Below are 17462 nucleotides of genomic sequence, written 5' to 3'. Positions count from 1 at the left end.
TATAAGCAGGAATTAAGGAAGTCCAAGTAAAAAGTGAGTTAAAGACTTATTCCTCATCAGTCATTTACCCGAAGGGACAATTCGAAGAGAATGCTGTTGAAAAAAGACAAAAGCTGCTGTTCATTGGAGACTCGATTACGGACTGTGATCGCCAACGACTGCTCGGTGAAGGAGTGTACGGCGTACTAGGCAATGGGTATGTCGCCCTTGTTGACGCCGTTTTTATTTGAGCCCAATCCTGAGGACAAGATACGTAAGACCATGGATGAGTACGAGGCATTTGTGAAGCAAATTGCAGCGGAAGCCGGGGCGGTGTTTGATTCGCAAGCGACATTTAACGTGGTGCTGAAGGAGCTGTACCCTGCAGCCTTGGCCTGGGATCGCTTCATCCTACTATCCGGGACATATGGTGCTGGCCCGGGCGTTTTTGAAAGAAATTGGGTTTGAGTGGGGCAGGGATTAAGGCTGTAATCCATAATTATTTTATATAAACAAAACCTGACGGTTCACCTGTCGCTAAATAACACAACTTAATTATAAACGCTTTGTGGATATAGGACTTCATTTAACTAACGAAATGACCTCTGATAAAAAATCTATCAGAGGTCATTTTGTTATAACACTATAGGTTTTTATCTCCAATCGGTATGGAGCCATTAATTTCTTCGTATTCTTCAATGTGCTGCTCAATTAAGTATTCAATTTGCATTGCAATAGATCTTTTATTTATATTCGCAATGTACTTAATCTTCTCAAAATTACTTTCCTGTAGTCGCAGAGTAAAAACACGTTTATCAGTCGCCATTATTCTACTCCCTAAAAGTGATGTCAATATTGTATCATTGTGAAATAATTTTATATAGAATCACTTTGACATCATAGTGATGTCACTTTATAATAATTGTTAGAACTAATATAGTTTTAACAATACTTTACTCAATAGCCGACCCACACTTCTTTTAATCTCAACTCACATTCTTAACAAAACCAACTGAATACATAATATTATTAATTTGGAGGCAATAATGATATCCCATTCATTAGAAGTTTTGATTGAACCGCTTATTCAGCATCGGTTGAAATTACTTTATAAAGAATTGGCCCGAACAAACTCCCAATATTATGAGATGTTCAAGGAACGTGAACGATATTTACACCAAATGCGGGAGTCAATACCCGATAAACTTCACGATATCCTATTTCTTTACGAGGATACACAGATTTCTCTGCAAACCATTTTAGAAAGAAATATCTATCTTCAAGGCTTTAAAGACGCTTTGTACCTTTCCGATGAATTACATAAATATACGGTTTAATCTCCGAAACACAAAGAACAGCAAGTCTTCCTTAAAAGAAGAAGCTTACTGCTCTTAGTCTCAACTACAACTACCGCTTCTTACGCTCTCAGCCAGGCATTCGCTAGCAATATGGCTCCTTTGGCCGCATTTGTGCCAGCCAGGGTATTGAGCATGACAAAGTCATGAATAATTCCCTGGAAGCGTACAGCAGTTACGTCTACTCCTGCCTCACGGAGTTTATTGGCATAAGCCTCACCCTCATCTCGAAGCACATCGGCTTCAGCAGTAATGATCAGGGCCGGCGGCAATCCGGCGAGCTGCTCCTTCGCTGCGCGAAGCGGAGAGGCTGTAATTTGTGCTCTTTCATTCTTATCTGTCGTGTATTGATCCCAGAACCATTGCATCGCATCCCGCCGCAGGAAATATCCGGCTGCGAACTCTTGATAAGATTCCGTATCGAAAGCGGCATCGGTTACAGGATAGAACAGCAATTGCTTATGGATCTTCGGCCCTTTGCGTTCCTTCGCCATGAATGTGATGGCTGCCGCCATATTCCCGCCTACACTATCCCCTGCAACGTATAAGCGTTCGGTATCGAGCCCATGCTCTTCGCCATGATCAACCACCCATTGCAGTACCGTATAAATTTCTTCGATAGCCGTCGGGTACTTTGCTTCTGGAGATCTGCTGTACTCTGGAAATACAACGCAGGCTTGCGTGCCGACAGCCAGTTCGCGAATGAGCCGATCATGGGTATGAGCGTTGCCGAACACCCAGCCAGCTCCATGGATATATAAAATGATGGGCAGTTTACAGCTCACGTTCTGTGGCCTGAGCAGTCTAACCGATACCTGTCCTCTCGACCCGTCTTGAATATCTAAGTCTAAATATCGACGGGCAGCTTCTTCACTTCACCGGATTGCTCCGTATCAACAGCTTCACGGCCTTTTTCCGGGCCAAGCTCAAATAGATAAGGAGGCTCTGCATTTTTCCTCACAAATTGAAATGCTGCTTCTTCCAGCACAACTTTCTTTGTCATGACAATCATCTCCATCCATTGAAGTAGGGTTCCTTACTAGTTATTACCCAATGGATGAATAGATTACTTCGTTTGCATTAGCTTTAGCATTTCATTTCCCATACTCTCCAGCGTATCGTCCCAAAGCTTCTGGCGGTAATTAGAGAGAATTACTACGCCAAGCTGCTTATTTGGAATAAAACCCATGAAGCTTGAATAACCGTGCGTACTGCCATTATGCCATACCCATCCATTGCGATTATCGATAATCCAGCCCAGCCCGACGCCCATATCCTTGCTTATGCTATGATGCTGCATATACGTGTAACGAAACGCTTTATCTATTGGAGATGCGGGTTGTTGCATATTCATGTGTAACGCTAAAAATCGAAGTAAATCAGATACGGTAGAACGCAATGCCCCTGCTCCAGCAAAATCCCTCATCACCAGCTCAGGTTGCTGAATATCTTTACCTGCGTATCCGGGAATTAATCGTCCCCTCTGCTCCGAGGATAAAGAGATTGTCGTGTCCATCATAGCAAGCGGTTGACAAATATGCTTGAGCAACGCCTCCTCAATGTCTGTTCCCATCGCCTTGGCGATGATCCGACCGAGCATTCCCATTCCTTCGTTAGAATATCGAAATTTTTTGCCAACACGTTTTGAAGAAATCTTCTGTAGATAGGCTATAGTTTCCTTAACGTCAAACATGCAATACGGATCACGGGAGTTTCTCTTATCAAAGCGGTTTTGGAGGGCTTTTATGCAGGACACAGACGGCAATCCAGAAGTGTGTGAAGAAAGGTGTCGAAGTGTAATTGGGTGTGCATTCGACAGGGAGTCCTCGTACAAGCCAATCGAATCCTCCAGGCGAACGACATTTCTTTTAATTAGGAGCGACAACAGTGATGTAGTGAATACTTTGGTCAAAGATCCGATTTCATAAATAATGTTCCCGTAGGAAGATGTACCAAATGGGGTTATATTACCGTAGCCGAATGTCCTCATCGTCGATTGCGATACGATGCCAATGGACAAGACAGCATGCTTTCGTTTGCTTGTATAAGGCAAGGCCATTTGCTGAAGAGGTTCGTCTAAACATCCGTACAATTGTAAACTCATAGAGAACACAGCTCCTTTATCCAAAAATCCAAGACAATTATTAACTTAAGTAAATATTTAACCACACTTAACAATTGGCCAAAAAAATACGCTCTGCTCCTCTGAAAAATACTTACAAGTTGTTCTGTTCTTTCTCTATAATTTGCTTGAATTTTCTCATAATGTCCCTTAATGCTTTTAGATCAGCCATATCAAGCTTGGAATAGAAACGGTTAATAATCGATTTCTCGATCTCCTCATTGCGATCTATATAACTTACGCCTTTGATATCCAGTTCAACAAAAATTTCCCGCCGATTGCCGGGATTAATGGAACGTTTAATATAACCTCCTTTCTCCAGCTTATTTAATGTCTGACTGACGGCGCTTGGCGTAATGTTCATCATCTTTGATAATTCACCTGTGAGAAGGCGGCCATGCTTATGAATGTGACCAAGCATAATGATTTGGCTGTTCGTAATGCTCTCATCCAACAAGCCTGCATATTCTTTAGCCAACATCGTATTACATGCATATTCGATTTCATTGATTTCTCGAACGAAAGAAAGAAGTTCTTCATTCATTTTATCACCACTAATATTTAAGTTTGGTTAACTATTTATTAGCATTAAGATACTTCATTGCCAACCGCTTTGTCAACTCCAAACAAAAAAACGGCTGCATAACGCAGCCGCCTCCTTATTGCTTCACCGTTGATTCTGCAAAACGGATTCAATTCAAGCCTTGCTCTTCCCTAATATCGTTAAGCAGACGCTTGCAGCCCTCGTCTACCATGTCATATACCTCTTGGAAATTGCCTGTATAATACGGATCGGGGACATTTCCTCCGGCATGCTTCGGCACAAAATCAAGCAGCTTCTTCACTTCCACCTTGCGGTCTTCCGGGAACCACTGCGCCAAATCCTTGACGTTCATGTCATCCATGGCAATGATGTATTGGAAGTCATCGAAATCATTTTTGCTAACCTGTCTGGCAAACATCCCTGCATCATCTATGCCGTATTGCTTTAATATTTGACGAGTTCCTTCATGCGGCGGTTTGCCGATATGCCAATCCCCCGTGCCCGCAGAATCAACTTCGATTCGATCCGCTAACCCGGCTTCCTTCACCTGGCTGCGAAAGACGGCTTCCGCCATCGGAGATCTGCAAATATTACCGAGACACACAAACAATACTTTAATCATGACTACAATAACTCCTCCTATCATCCGTCACACGCACATTTTATCTCTATTTATCGTTAAGCCTGCGAAACGCGCTTCTATTCACTTTACTAATAAACCGGTACTTTATCAATGTCCTGCAGCATGATCAAGCAAATTTTAAATCCAGCTATCCCATAGGGAGACGAGATGGCTTACCCTTCCGCTGATTTAATATTTCCAGGAAATGAAGCTCTTGAAGCAGCGCAACAACTTGTTGAACGCTGTCCTTTTCAAACTTTTTAAGGATACTGTTGATTTGCGACTTGATCGTCGAAACTTCTACATGTCTCATCCTGCAGATTTCTTGCCGATTATATCCCTTCATTAATAATTCGAGTACTTCAATTTCAGTCGGCGTCAGTTGAGTGATGATGTGGAAGTTTTTCAAAAGGCTATCCTCAGCGGTCTTAATCCGTTTGAACTCCCGCGTGATTTTATTGGCGATATTGGAATGCAAGGTAGGCTTATCGAAATAAGCATCCTTCACCGAATTTATAATGACATCCGCAGGCATGTGCTTCAACAAATAATTGGTAACTCCCAGTTCAAAGGCATGGAAAATGGTGTTGTCCGTTTCACAGACGGTCAGGATCACGATTTTGATATCAGGCATATAGGTTAATATCTCGGCAGTGGCTCGCAGTCCCGCTTCTTTCTCTTCCAGTTCAATGTCCATGAGGATGACATCCGGGGAATGCAGAGCAGCCAGCATCGTGGCTTCATAACCATTTGCTGCTCTTCCTACACATTCAATCTGCGGATCATTGGCTAAAATCATTTGATAGCGCTTGGCGATTAAATGATCATCTTCTACTAGAAGAACTTTAATCATCTGTTCCTTCATTTTTCCTCAATCTCCCGGTTCATTATTTATGATGGCAAGTAAAGGAATCACCATTCTGAATGCAGTGCCTTCTCCCTCTGTGCTCTCTACGGCTACCTTCCCCTCATGCGCTGTGATGATGTTGTGGCATAGGGACAGGCCCATCCCCCAATTTTTTGACGTGGGTTTGGATGAGAAAAAGGGCTGGAAAATTTGATGCAAATATTTTTCCGGAATCCCTGCGCCATTATCACGAATGACCAGTTCTACCCATTTATTTTTAATGTTAATTTCGATATGGATTCTTCTGATTTTGTCTGGAATATTCTCAAGAGCGTCAACGGCATTGGAAACGATATTCTCCACGCCTTGGGATAAGTAAAAAGAATCTGCCATGACCAGCGGCTGCTGCTTGGACTTGGAAAAATCAACATGAATATCCTTCAGCTGAAGATGCATTTCTTCAAGCAAATTTTCCACAAGGCTGCTTAAGGACACCGGCTTCAAATCCATCTTTGATTTCAAGTTTTTCTGATGAATAGCATCCAAACGGCCATATAAATTTCGGCAGCGATGCTCGATGACTTGAATTTCTTGTCTTACTTCCGCCTGATCCTTGCACATGTCTTGCAAAAATTCGCTTTGTGCAATAAGAGCCAGCATTTCATTTTTAATGTAATGACTGAACACCCTTGATGTAACTACAGCCGAATCTATATTTCGCGAAATGAGTGAGTCCCTGTTCTTAATACGGTTTTGAATACGGGCATATTTGTATATGCCATATAAACAAAGGACAAGACAAAACGCCGAAATATAAGGCAAAAGTGTATACATCGAAGGCTTGCCGGCTAAATTAATCGGTTTGAACCGCGTAAAATGAGCGGCTTTGGATACGATGATCAAAACGTTAGGCGCCCAGTACTGCATGTAGTAATAAGTCACCTGAATCGAAACATAGCAAATAAGAATCATTAAAATATTGCTTCGGATCAGACGAACCTTTGGCGCATCAAAAAAGGCATAAATAAACAGGAACAGGCCAGCTACGATATAGGCCGTATTGATGACAAGAGTGATTCTATGAAACCAATCATAAGCAGCAACAAATTCAGGGGAATAAAACCGATAATACAACCCGGTGTAAACCGAAGGGTCATATAAAACAAACTGAATGATTGCCGGAACCGTGAGCAATAGCAGCAACCATTTTTCTTTCTTCTTTTCGATATTCATCGAGAAGAAAATAGCGGAACATAGTCCGGTATATAAAAACGACAGCGTAAAGAAATTCATAATTCTGACAAGGGAATAACGGGAAATAGGTAGAAAAACCAGTTGATTCTGAATGGTTTGAGTAATTCCGAAATATTTATAAAGGCTATTGTAATGATAAGCGTCTTTAGACATGTAAATAATGACGGTGAGAACAACAAATAAGTAGGAGGTTACCATGAACATCATAAACATGGTGGCTTTCGTGTAGCTTCTCTGTAAAAATGCAAAAACCACTATGATGACGATCAGGATAAGCATGAAGATCAGAAACATCGCTGCTCACTTCTTTTAATATTATTACTTCATTATAGATCACTGCCTTTTTCGTGTACAGGTTGATAATTTATCAACCTTTTACCATTGCAGCCGATGAATGATAGCGAAACTTCAACCTTATAGAACGCCGGAGTGGATTGATACAATAATAGCGAATGATGAATGACACAACATGAAGGGAAGGGTCAACGAAAATGAAACATCACAAAAAATATGCTAGTCTGCTGCTCGCGCTTGTTCTCATCTTGAGTCTGACTGCATGTGGAGGCAACGGCAAGCAGGACGACAACGCAGGGCAATCCAGTGACAAAGCCGTGCTTCAGTACTACACCTGGACGGATGAAGAAGATTATATGAGAAAAATCGTCGATGACTTCAACGCAAAGCATGAAAACATCGAAGTCAAGCTCAACACGATCAGCAACGACGCCGACGAGTATAATACCAAAATTATGACGAATTTGTCCGGCGGATCCCAAATGGATGTATACAGCATAAACGGGACAGCCAGTTTAGGGATGTACGCACAAAAAAACCAGCTGCTTGATTTAACGGAGCAGATCAAGAATTCCAAAGTAGAGGTTAGCGCCTATGGCCCGAGCTTCCAAGATATCGTTACCGTTCTGACGGAAGGGAAATATTTCGCTTTGCCTTACCGCACTTCACAATATGCCATCTTCTATAATAAGGCTATTTTTGATAAGGAAGGGATTGAATATCCCGAACAGATGACATGGAACGAATATGCGGAATTGGCTAAACAGCTTACGAAAGGAGAGGGAGTGGACAAGCAATGGGGAGGTTACTATGCAGACTGGCTAATCGCTCCTCTTGGCGGGCTGCAAAGCGGCAGCACTATTCTCGACGACAATCTTGAACCGGTTGAAGGCTTCCTTCAGTTCCTGAATCGGATCTACTATGAAGATCAATCTCATATGAGCTATAAGCAAATGAAGGGAGAAAGTATTGACTGGATTAAACAGTTTGAGGTTGGAAATGTAGCGATGTTAATTAACGGGGAATGGACCATTAATATGCTGAAGGCGGATATTGACACTGGCAAGACCGATATTGAATTCGATATGGCGCCGCTCCCCCTTCCTGATGGAGTACAGGATCAAACGACCGTTGGCGGAGTCAGCACTTTTATTGGCATTAATCCGGCTAGTAAAAATCAGGAAGCCGCTTTTGAATTCGTGAAGTACGTTACTGGAAATGAAGGTGGAACCATGATCGCCGAATCCAACGTACTGCCTGCCTTCTCAAGCAAAGATACCAAAGAGTCTTACCTGAAAGCTACAAATATTCAAGGAAGCAGCTACTTCTTTGATGCCAAAACCGTGATGGAAAACCAGCCTGTTCCGAAAATCGATGAGGTCAATCGTATATTCAGTGAGCAACGGGATCTGTATCTGTTCCAAGAACAAGATCTTGAGACAACCATGAATACATTCCAACAACAACGCAATCAATTGCTCCAGCAATAATTAGACGTAAAAAACGGCTGCATTGCAATGGTGGCAGCCGTTTTTTTACAGGAGGGTTTGAACAATCATGATCGATCGATCGAGTAAACTCCGTGCTTACTTACCAGGAGTACTCTTTATCTTACCGGCATTTTTACTGTTTTCTGTCTTCATTCTTTTCCCTCTGATCTATGGGATTGTCATGAGCTTTACCGATTATGGTGGTTTTAATCTAAAATCAAACTTCATCGGACTAGAAAACTATGTGAACTTGTTCCGGGACGATTATTTCAAAATCTCCCTGAAGAACAATTTCATTTATGCGGCGTTATTTGTTCCGCTTACGATCATTTTGGCTTTACTATCAGCCGTCTCGTTAAACCGTATTATTCATTTGCGGAAGTACTTTCGGATGACATTTTACTTCCCGCATATTACTTCCATGGTATCGATTGCTATCGTTTGGGGATTGCTGCTTAATCCATTGAGAGGGCCTGTGAATTCCATGTTGAAGGGAATAGGCATTGCCAATCCTCCGGAATGGCTGATGTCCTCGAAGTGGGCTTTGATTGCTATCGTCCTCATCGCGGTCTGGAAGAGCTTTGGTTATTACATGATGATTTTGTTAGCAGGCATTCAAGGAGTACCGGAATATCTTTATGAGGCAGCTAAACTGGACGGAGCAAATGCGTTCAAGCGTTTTCGCTATGTAACGCTGCCAGGTCTATCGCCGACGCTATTTCTTGTATTGATATTAACGGTCGTAAGCTCCTTCCAGGTCTTTGACCTCGTATCCGTATTGACGGATGGCGGGCCTGGACGCTCGACGAATGTACTCGTGTTCCGGCTCTATCAGGAAGCATTTATCCATTATCGGATGGGTTATGCCTCTGCCATGTCTACTGTTCTATTTCTCATCATTATGGTTATATCCCTGATTCAATTCAGACTGGAGAAAAAATGGGTCACTTACTAAGGAGGAGAGCAATTTGAGCATCTTGGATAACTTGAAAGTACAAAAGTTGTTCTATTGGATATTGTTGTTTGTTGTACTGCTCTCCTCTCTCGTCACGCTCTTTCCATTCCTTTGGATGATCGCTACATCTCTAAGAACGGATGTTGAAATATTTCGTGATCCGATGAGCTGGATTCCAAAGTCCTTATACTTGAAAAACTACGAGCAAGTTTGGATGACGATTCCCTTTGGGCAGTACTTTCTGAATACAACGAAACTCACTTTAATCATCACTTCATTACAGGTTTTGATTTGTTCCATGGCGGCCTATGCCTTTGCGAAATTAAAGGTGCCTTTTAAGAACGTTATATTTATGTTGTTTCTAACCAACATCATGGTGCCCTGGCACTCGATCATGGTGCCGCAGTTTTCGATTATCAGTAAATTAGGGCTCTACAATACGCATTCCGGCTATATTCTTATCCAGATTTTCAGTGCTTTCGGAATTTTTCTATTGCGGCAGTTTTTCATGACTTTGCCCGATGAGCTGAATGATGCGGCCCGGATTGATGGCTGCAATGAGTGGAAAATTTACTGGAAGATCATCATGCCTTTATCCCGGGCAGCCTTGTCCACGCTCATTATATTTACATTTACTTTTATGTGGAATGACTATTTGGCTCCGCTGATCTACTTCCATGATGATTCCCTAAAAACCATACAGATCGGGCTAAAACTGTTCCAAACCGAGCACACGATGGATTACGGCCTGTTAATGGCCGGAACGGTATGTGCGACCATTCCCATGATTATCATCTTCCTGATCGGGGAGCAGTACTTCACTAAAGGCATTGCTACGACAGGCATGAAAAACTAATAAATGAACTCCTTGGAGGAAAAGAAAAATGCAAAAAAACTTTGTTCAAGTACATTCGCAGGATTTTGTGGTAAATGGTGAGAAAATTGTATTCCGCGGCTTTGGACTCGGCTCCTGGATGAATTTAGAGCATTTTATGATCGGTCTTCCCGGCACGGATTCCTTGATCAAAAAAATATTTTCAGAAGTCTACGGCGAAGAGAAAAGCTCTTTGTTCTTCGATAAATTTCTAATGGAATTTGTAGATGAGGACGATTTTAAATTTTTGAAGGATCTGGGCGTTAACTTGCTGCGAATCCCGTTCAGCTATAAGTTCTTTTTGGATGACCAATACCCCGATTCCTTTAAAACAGAGGGATTTAAATACTTGGATCATATTATATCGCTTTGTGAAAAGCATGAAATTTATGCCATCCTGGATCTTCATACGACCCCTGGAGGCCAAAATCCGGATTGGCATTGCGATACCGCCAGCGGTATTCCGATGCTATGGAATTACGGCGCTCTGCGGGACACCGTCATCGCACTTTGGGGCCACATTGCCAAATATTATCGCAATAACCCTTGGGTCGCCGGCTATGATATTGTGAACGAGCCATCCATGGTTAAGAATGCCGTCGTTTTTAATGAATTCTACGATAAAGTGGTTTCCGAAATTCGCAAGTATGACACCAACCATATTATTTTTATTGAAGGCAACCGCTTCTCAACAGACTTTTCGATGCTTGATCCGGTAGAGGATCCGCAGGTAGCGTATACGTTTCATTTTTATCCTTTCGTCGATGAGCCTGCTGTTCTATCCCCGGAAATGAAGCGGGAAGATCGAAAGAAAATATTTTTAACCGAATTTGAAAGACTAGTAAGCATCCGCGATAAATATAATAGACCCGTATGGTGCGGCGAATTTGGCCTCGTTCTGGATGAGGAGTCCATTCAATTACAGACTGAAATCATTGAAGACATGCTGGATCTATGCGAGAGCTATGACGTATCTTGGACATTGTGGACGTACAAGGATGCAGCTTGTATGGGAATCGTCTATCCGCAGGAGGATACGCCATGGATCAAGCTTACTTCGAAAATCAGAGAAGAATGGAATCAGCACGAGGAACAAGCTAAAGGGGAACAACTGGTAGATCATATGGCTGAAACTTATTTTAAGCCGATAAGTGCGGATTTGCGCTATGAGCTGCAGTTCAGAATGAGAACGATCATGCAGGTCATATGCGTAGAACAGCATTTAAAACCATTTCTTCAATTGATGCCATGGGAAGAAGCCTACCGCCTGCCTGAATCATTTCATTTCAACAATTGCACGAGCTGGGATGAGCTCTCCTTGCTAATCAAAAAATATACGTAGAATGCATAAATGGATTTATGCAACAAGGAACCTTATATGGATGGTTCTCAGGCTGTCGAGGAAGCTCGGCAGCCTTTTTTTAGGCTATGCGGGATTTACCGCTCCATCTCACCTTTAGGCAAATACCAGCTCGGTACATCCGCTTCAAAATCGTCATACCATGCCAGCACCTTCTCCGCTCGTTCCAGCATTTGCGCTACTTCTGCTTCACCAAAGGGAATGGCCCAGTGAATAGATGAAATCTGGTTGCTCGCGATATATAATGCCATTAATTTAAAAAATGTATCGGGCACTTCGTTATGAAAATACCCGTGAATACGGCCCGACGCGAACGATGCACTCTGGAAGGCGCACCAGGTAATCCGGTTGAACTCCTCCCAAGGATCGCCATAATCAACCCTGTTGAAATCGATGATGCCAAGCTCGCCGGAGTCAGTAATCACCATATTGCCGATATGATAGTCGCCATGCTGAAATGTCAACGGCCGCTGATCTAACAAATATCGATGACCTTCGATAAAGCTTAGAACCTTATCTGCTTCCTTTAGATGAAGCCCGCTTGCCCTGTAATTCGCGATATATTTATCGATTTTAGCATTATATCGCTCGGCCCATGATGGGAATTGGCTCGGCGCGGGAATTTCATGCATTGCCCTTAATATTTCTCCAGACTTCACGCCAAGCCGGTATTGATCCGCAGGATTCAACCTGGCCATTGCTTCGGCTGCATCCTCTCCTTCAACCCAAGTGAACAAGGAATACACGGATTGACCCTGATTGCAGATCCCGAAATCCACTGGACGAGACATGAGAATATCCAGATGCTCCAGCTGCCTTACAGCTTCAAACTCCTGTTTTTTTCGATCATATTGCGATCTATCCGCCCATCTAAGCAACAGCTTCCTATCGTCATGCGTCCGGATATAGTATTTTTTGTCGCTCGACCAGCCTGCATGAATCTCTTCGATGTTAGTCCATGTGCTGGCATTCGGTATTTCACTATAAATGATGATCACCTCTTTTGACAGTTTATATGACGAACAGTGTCCCCGACTCATTTTCAAAAAAAATCCGATGCACCTACATCGGATTCGGCCACTGTGATTCTCCGTATTTTTTTATTATGACTTAACTATTATGATAGTTTAAAACGGAATGTTTCCGAAAGTATGCGCCCTAATGAACAAACCGCCTTTTGGCGTACTGGGTGTCAGTACCTGCATGAACGGAAGGATCTAGATTATTATATTGCTGTGGCGTCTGATCAGACGGTGCCGGAGGGGATGCATGAATTTGATTTTAATCAAAGTTTCCCGCCTACAAGTTAAAGCTCTTCATCGATTTCCCACGCTGGATTCCAGACAACCTCCCATAAATGACCGTCTGGATCAAGGAAATGAGCCGAGTATCCGCCCCAGAAGGTTTCATGCGGCGGGTCTGTGATGGTTGCACCAGCCGCTTTGGCCTGTTCTATGACTTGATCGACTTCCTCCTTGCTGCCCACATTGTGGCCGATCGTCATTTCGGTAGAACTGGACACCGTCAGCGGCACCTTGGCTTCGTGCGCGATATCTTTGCGGCTCCAAATGGCCAGCTTCAAGCCAGCCTGCAAATCGAAAAAAGCCACGGCCCCATGCTCAAACTCCTGTCCCACAATACCTTCTGTCGGAAAGCCCAGTCCATCCCGATAAAATTGCAGCGACCTTTGCAGGTCATCTACGCCTAGCGTAAGCACAGTCACACGCGGTTTCATAAATACGATGCACACTCCCTATTGTTATCATCGCCGATTCAGCTGCAGTTATTGCTGCGTTAAAATAAGCGGGCCGTTTTTAGTTATAGCTATCGTATGTTCATACTGTGCCGATAATTTGCCGTCGATGGTTCTCGCTGTCCAACCGTTCGCATCCATTTGGCTCTGCCACAAGCCTTCATTGATCATAGGCTCGATGGTGATCACCATGCCTTCTTTAAGTCTTATTCCTCTTCCCGGGGAACCATAATGGAGAATTTGCGGATCTTCGTGAATGGTGGCCCCAATGCCATGACCGGTGAAGTCTTTAACGACCGAGAATCCTTTGGATTCCGCATAAGTCTGAATGGCATGGCCGATATCCCCGATGCGATTGCCAATACAAGCTTGTTCAATCCCCTTATACAAACAGTTCTCCGTCACTTCCAATAATTCCTTTGCCTCGTTCGAAATATGTCCAACCGCATAGCTCCAGGCAGAGTCGGCCAGGCTGCCATTTAAATTGACAACAAAGTCAATCGTGACAATATCGCCATTCTTTAACGGGGCTTTCCGGGGATACCCATGGCATATTTCATCGTTAATCGATGCGCAAGTGGCAAATTCATATCCCTTATACCCCTTCTGTTCAGCAGTGGCTCCATGTTTTTTCAAGTATTTCTCTACAAAATGATCTATTTCCAAGGTGGAAATACCCGGCTCGATCATTTTCGCTAATTCTTTATGGCAGGCTGCCAACAGCTTTCCTGATTCATGCATGAGTTGTATTTCTCTATCGGATTTTAAAGTAATCATGGTCATTTCTCCTTATTCATTATTTCATTGTGATTATTTCATCGCTGCAAGTAGTCACAGCGAAGCCTGCGTCTCTATTTTCCTGTGGATATAATGATGACGATTTCGGCAATTTGAGCTGCAAAATTTAGCCACTTTAGCACGCTGATAAGGAATATACCAATCCCCGCAATGGATGCAGGTTTGCAAATTCAACGTATTTTTCTCTATGGCTTCAAGCAAACTGATTATCGCCTCCATGTATTTCCGTTTTAATTGATCCGGTTCATCTACAAACTCCGTATGCAGCAAAATTTGTTGGCTGGTTCGTTCGACCTTATCTTCATCGAAGAATAGATCTTCTATTTTTGAAACAAGGCTTACCTTTAACCGGACTGCTTGATACTGTTCAAAAATATGATTGACTCTGTGCAGCAGGTTGTCAGAAATGGCCTCATTAGACCGAACCGATTCAGCAAGCTTCAGCAGAACTTCTCTCATCTCCTGCTCTAGGCTTCCTCTCTTCACTTCATGTTGGTTGGCTTCATTAATCACCGTTAGAAAATAGTTTTCACGGGATAAAATTGGGCACATCGGACTCTCTCCTTAGTAGTACTCCTTAAATTAAATGCATTAATGTATTCAATGCATTTATATCACTTAATCATCTGAATATCAATATCCCATGTGTCAGCATTTTATGCATGCTCTCCGACAACTTCGGAATAAAGTAAATTTTTTTGGTGAAAAACAAAGCATTCTCAGGGTCTAATTTCATTTTTATTTTGATAAAATAAGGGCAATAGCGACAGTTATTAAGGACGTAACCAAGGAGGAATTCCAAATGACCAAGCCTGTAAAACAGAACGAGCCTATAGTTACTCATATTTATACCGCAGATCCTTCCGCCCACGTATTCGAAGGCAAGCTGTACATCTACCCTTCGCACGATCTGGATCATGAAATGGAATCCAATGACAATGGTGATCAATACGACATGGAGGATTACCATGTTCTATCGATGGAGGATGTGAATTCCCCTTGCGTCGACCATGGCGAAGTCCTTCACCTTCGTGATATTCCATGGGCTAAGCAGCAGCTATGGGCTCCTGACGCCGCCTATAAGAACAATACTTACTATTTGTTTTTCCCTGCCCGGGATCATGATGATATTTTCAGACTCGGCGTAGCTACCAGCTCTTCGCCTGCCGGGCCATTCACACCGCAGCCGGAATACATGCCCGGAAGCTACAGCATCGATCCTGCCGTCTTGGTTGATGAGGACGACAGAGCATATATTTATTTCGGCGGTCTATGGGGCGGACAACTGGAAAAGTGGCAAACCGGCACCTTCAAGCCGGACGCGGAGGGCCCTGCCGCAAACGAGCCTGCCCTTGGGCCAAGAGTTGCCGAGCTAAGCGAGGATATGCTGACCTTCAAAGAGACTCCTGTAGAGATCTCCATTGTAGACGAGGAGGGCAACCCGCTGCTTGCCGGCGATGAGGAGAGAAGATTTTTTGAAGGCCCTTGGGTTCACAAATACAACGGATATTACTACCTTTCCTACTCTACGGGTTCGACGCACAACATTGTATATGCGATAAGCAAAGACCCTAAGGGCCCTTACGTTTATAAAGGAAAAATCCTTAAGCCGGTTCTTGGCTGGACGACACATCATTCCATCGTGCAATTCAAGGAAAAATGGTATCTGTTTTACCATGACAGTTCCTTATCCGGAGGTGCGGACAACAAGCGAAGCGTAAAATTCACAGAGATCAAATACAACGAGGATGGGACGATTCAAACGATCGATCCTTATCATAATTAAGACGAAAACTAGAAACGGGATCATGCGCCCCCTCTTATTTTGGGGTTGTACGATCCCTTGTTGTATCTATTGTTAAATTATTCCCGATGCGGTATCATATTAAAATTGTACATACATAACCAGAAAAATCTGCTGTGAGGTTATTTTAATATGTTAAAAAAGAGAACACTATATTTTCTCGCGTTAGTAACCTTCGCCTTTATCATTTACGTCGTCTACTTCAACTTTGTTCACGACCCGGAGGCCGCGAGCTTTTTAAGTCATAAAACCGACCTTAAGCGACCAATCCATATTCCCGTTTGGCTCAATGTCATGTATGTTCACGTCGTAATTGCTTGCCTGGCGATGGTCACGGGGATCATAAACTTTTCCAGATACGTCTTCAATCGCTATCGCAAATTCCATAAAATTAATGGTTACGTCTACTTCGTCTCCGTCTTTATTGTCTGCCTTACATCCGGTTATATGGCGCCATACGCAACAGGCGGAAAGGTGACTAGCATACCATTTAATTTACTGAATATTATTTGGCCTGGCATGGTGGTCATCGCGCTATACTACATCAAGAAAAGAAACACAATTCGCCACAGAAACTGGATGTTGCGCAGCTATGCCTTCTGTTTCACCAACCTGTTCATTCACCTGATTACCTTGCTTGCCCATAACGTACTGGGAGTCGATTATAAGACCGCATATATCCTCGGGGTATACGGCTCGATCACGCTGCTGCTTATTTTGCCTTCACTCCTCGTAAAACGCAGCAAAACTTTATTTGTTTGACATATTTATGCCTAAGCCCCTAAACAAGTATTCTATCTTTTTCTCATTCTTCATTACCTCTGTTATCGCCTTATAACTTTAAAAATCATATTCTGCATCTTTGGCCTTACGAATGCTGGAGTACGCTTGAACTAGCAGCACGGTGTCTTCCACTAAACGCTGCATGCGAAACAAAATATCATCGTTGACAATTTCCTTGCGGTGAAAATCCTTTTCCTCAATATATACGTATGCCGGTACGATATGCGCCTTCATGTAAGATAAAATAGGTTTTAATTGCTGTTCGGCCATTAAATAATGCTTTGCTGTTCCAGCTGTAACAAGTATACTCACCACTTTATCCCGGAAAGCGTTGACTGGCAGTAAATCAAAAATATTTTTCAAGGTTGCCGGAATAGCTGCTTGGAATACAGGTGTTCCAATAATAATGGCATCTGCTGCCATGATAGTTTCCGTTACAAATTTAGTATCCCCATCGTATTCCCAATAATTTCGGCCATCACTAAACACCATTTCATATTCGGCCAGGTCTAGTAATGTTAGTTCTGCATCCGGATATTTCTCACGAGCTATGCTTAATGTTGCATCTATTGCCGTTCGTGTTTTAGAGCCTACATTAGAGCCTGAAATGGCTACGATCTTCATATCC

18 protein-coding genes and 1 pseudogene are annotated in these 17462 nt (G+C 43.0%); 7 read left to right on the top strand and 12 right to left on the bottom strand.

Annotated features, from left to right (window positions below):
• The first annotated feature begins 192 nt into the window (after positions 1-192).
• Positions 193-447 (top strand): SGNH/GDSL hydrolase family protein, encoded by a 255-nt coding sequence (locus ACE3MQ_RS05035; RefSeq protein ID WP_379391274.1) that lies wholly within the window; start codon positions 193-195, stop codon positions 445-447.
• Between the two features lie 175 nt (positions 448-622).
• On the opposite strand, the gene ACE3MQ_RS05030 is transcribed toward ACE3MQ_RS05035, so the two are convergent.
• The 7 genes and pseudogenes from ACE3MQ_RS05030 to ACE3MQ_RS05000 all read right to left on the bottom strand — a co-directional run bounded on the left by ACE3MQ_RS05030 (position 623) and on the right by ACE3MQ_RS05000 (position 7017).
• Positions 623-805 carry a hypothetical protein gene (locus ACE3MQ_RS05030; protein ID WP_055108755.1) on the bottom strand — a complete coding sequence of 61 codons (183 nt, stop codon included), beginning with the start codon at positions 803-805 and terminating at the stop codon, positions 623-625.
• A gap of 591 nt (positions 806-1396) precedes the next feature.
• A pseudogene (locus tag ACE3MQ_RS05025) lies at positions 1397-2337 on the bottom strand (alpha/beta hydrolase).
• 63 nt (positions 2338-2400) lie between these two features.
• Positions 2401-3438 (bottom strand): serine hydrolase domain-containing protein, encoded by a 1038-nt coding sequence (locus tag ACE3MQ_RS05020; protein WP_379391271.1) that lies wholly within the window; start codon positions 3436-3438, stop codon positions 2401-2403.
• A gap of 112 nt (positions 3439-3550) precedes the next feature.
• Positions 3551-4000 (bottom strand): MarR family winged helix-turn-helix transcriptional regulator, encoded by a 450-nt coding sequence (locus ACE3MQ_RS05015; RefSeq protein ID WP_379391269.1) that lies wholly within the window; start codon positions 3998-4000, stop codon positions 3551-3553.
• Positions 4001-4148: 148 nt separating this feature from the next.
• The gene (locus ACE3MQ_RS05010; protein ID WP_379391267.1) at positions 4149-4622 is read right to left on the bottom strand and encodes a low molecular weight protein-tyrosine-phosphatase; all 474 of its coding nucleotides are present in this window, start codon (positions 4620-4622) and stop codon (positions 4149-4151) included.
• Positions 4623-4770: 148 nt separating this feature from the next.
• The gene (locus ACE3MQ_RS05005) at positions 4771-5487 is read right to left on the bottom strand and encodes a response regulator (RefSeq protein WP_379391265.1); all 717 of its coding nucleotides are present in this window, start codon (positions 5485-5487) and stop codon (positions 4771-4773) included.
• Between the two features lie 6 nt (positions 5488-5493).
• Positions 5494-7017, bottom strand: coding sequence for a sensor histidine kinase (locus tag ACE3MQ_RS05000; RefSeq protein WP_379391263.1), 1524 nt, complete (start codon positions 7015-7017; stop codon positions 5494-5496).
• A gap of 197 nt (positions 7018-7214) precedes the next feature.
• Here ACE3MQ_RS05000 and ACE3MQ_RS04995 point away from each other — a divergent pair, with 197 nt between their 5' ends.
• From ACE3MQ_RS04995 to ACE3MQ_RS04980, 4 genes are all read left to right on the top strand, one after another.
• Positions 7215-8507 (top strand): ABC transporter substrate-binding protein, encoded by a 1293-nt coding sequence (locus ACE3MQ_RS04995; protein WP_379391261.1) that lies wholly within the window; start codon positions 7215-7217, stop codon positions 8505-8507.
• A 67-nt stretch (positions 8508-8574) separates the two neighbouring features.
• Entirely contained in the window at positions 8575-9462 is an 888-nt protein-coding gene (locus ACE3MQ_RS04990; RefSeq protein WP_379391259.1) for a carbohydrate ABC transporter permease, read from the top strand.
• Positions 9463-9475: 13 nt separating this feature from the next.
• Positions 9476-10318, top strand: coding sequence for a carbohydrate ABC transporter permease (locus ACE3MQ_RS04985; protein WP_379391257.1), 843 nt, complete (start codon positions 9476-9478; stop codon positions 10316-10318).
• A gap of 28 nt (positions 10319-10346) precedes the next feature.
• Positions 10347-11678 carry a glycoside hydrolase family 5 protein gene (locus ACE3MQ_RS04980; RefSeq protein WP_379391255.1) on the top strand — a complete coding sequence of 444 codons (1332 nt, stop codon included), beginning with the start codon at positions 10347-10349 and terminating at the stop codon, positions 11676-11678.
• 95 nt (positions 11679-11773) lie between these two features.
• On the opposite strand, the gene ACE3MQ_RS04975 is transcribed toward ACE3MQ_RS04980, so the two are convergent.
• From ACE3MQ_RS04975 to ACE3MQ_RS04960, 4 genes are all read right to left on the bottom strand, one after another.
• Positions 11774-12736 (bottom strand): aminoglycoside phosphotransferase family protein, encoded by a 963-nt coding sequence (locus ACE3MQ_RS04975; protein WP_379391857.1) that lies wholly within the window; start codon positions 12734-12736, stop codon positions 11774-11776.
• A 266-nt stretch (positions 12737-13002) separates the two neighbouring features.
• The gene (locus tag ACE3MQ_RS04970) at positions 13003-13431 is read right to left on the bottom strand and encodes a VOC family protein (protein WP_379391254.1); all 429 of its coding nucleotides are present in this window, start codon (positions 13429-13431) and stop codon (positions 13003-13005) included.
• A 48-nt stretch (positions 13432-13479) separates the two neighbouring features.
• Positions 13480-14226, bottom strand: a complete 747-nt coding sequence (map, locus tag ACE3MQ_RS04965; protein ID WP_379391252.1) for a type I methionyl aminopeptidase — start codon at positions 14224-14226, stop codon at positions 13480-13482.
• A gap of 54 nt (positions 14227-14280) precedes the next feature.
• Positions 14281-14799 (bottom strand): hypothetical protein, encoded by a 519-nt coding sequence (locus ACE3MQ_RS04960; RefSeq protein WP_379391251.1) that lies wholly within the window; start codon positions 14797-14799, stop codon positions 14281-14283.
• A gap of 250 nt (positions 14800-15049) precedes the next feature.
• Here ACE3MQ_RS04960 and ACE3MQ_RS04955 point away from each other — a divergent pair, with 250 nt between their 5' ends.
• Both ACE3MQ_RS04955 and ACE3MQ_RS04950 read left to right on the top strand, forming a co-directional pair.
• Entirely contained in the window at positions 15050-16033 is a 984-nt protein-coding gene (locus ACE3MQ_RS04955) for a glycoside hydrolase family 43 protein (protein ID WP_379391250.1), read from the top strand.
• Positions 16034-16183: 150 nt separating this feature from the next.
• Positions 16184-16813, top strand: a complete 630-nt coding sequence (locus ACE3MQ_RS04950; protein ID WP_379391248.1) for a DUF2306 domain-containing protein — start codon at positions 16184-16186, stop codon at positions 16811-16813.
• 78 nt (positions 16814-16891) lie between these two features.
• On the opposite strand, the gene ACE3MQ_RS04945 is transcribed toward ACE3MQ_RS04950, so the two are convergent.
• Positions 16892-17458, bottom strand: coding sequence for an NADPH-dependent FMN reductase (locus ACE3MQ_RS04945; RefSeq protein ID WP_379391246.1), 567 nt, complete (start codon positions 17456-17458; stop codon positions 16892-16894).
• Between the last annotated feature and the right edge of the window lie 4 nt (positions 17459-17462).

The sequence above is a fragment of the Paenibacillus lentus genome (assembly GCF_042714055.1).
GTDB classification, from domain to species: Bacteria; Bacillota; Bacilli; order Paenibacillales; family Paenibacillaceae; genus Fontibacillus; species Fontibacillus lentus_A.
Note: the sequence above shows the minus strand (reverse complement) of the source record. Positions and strands in the feature narration are given on the sequence as shown.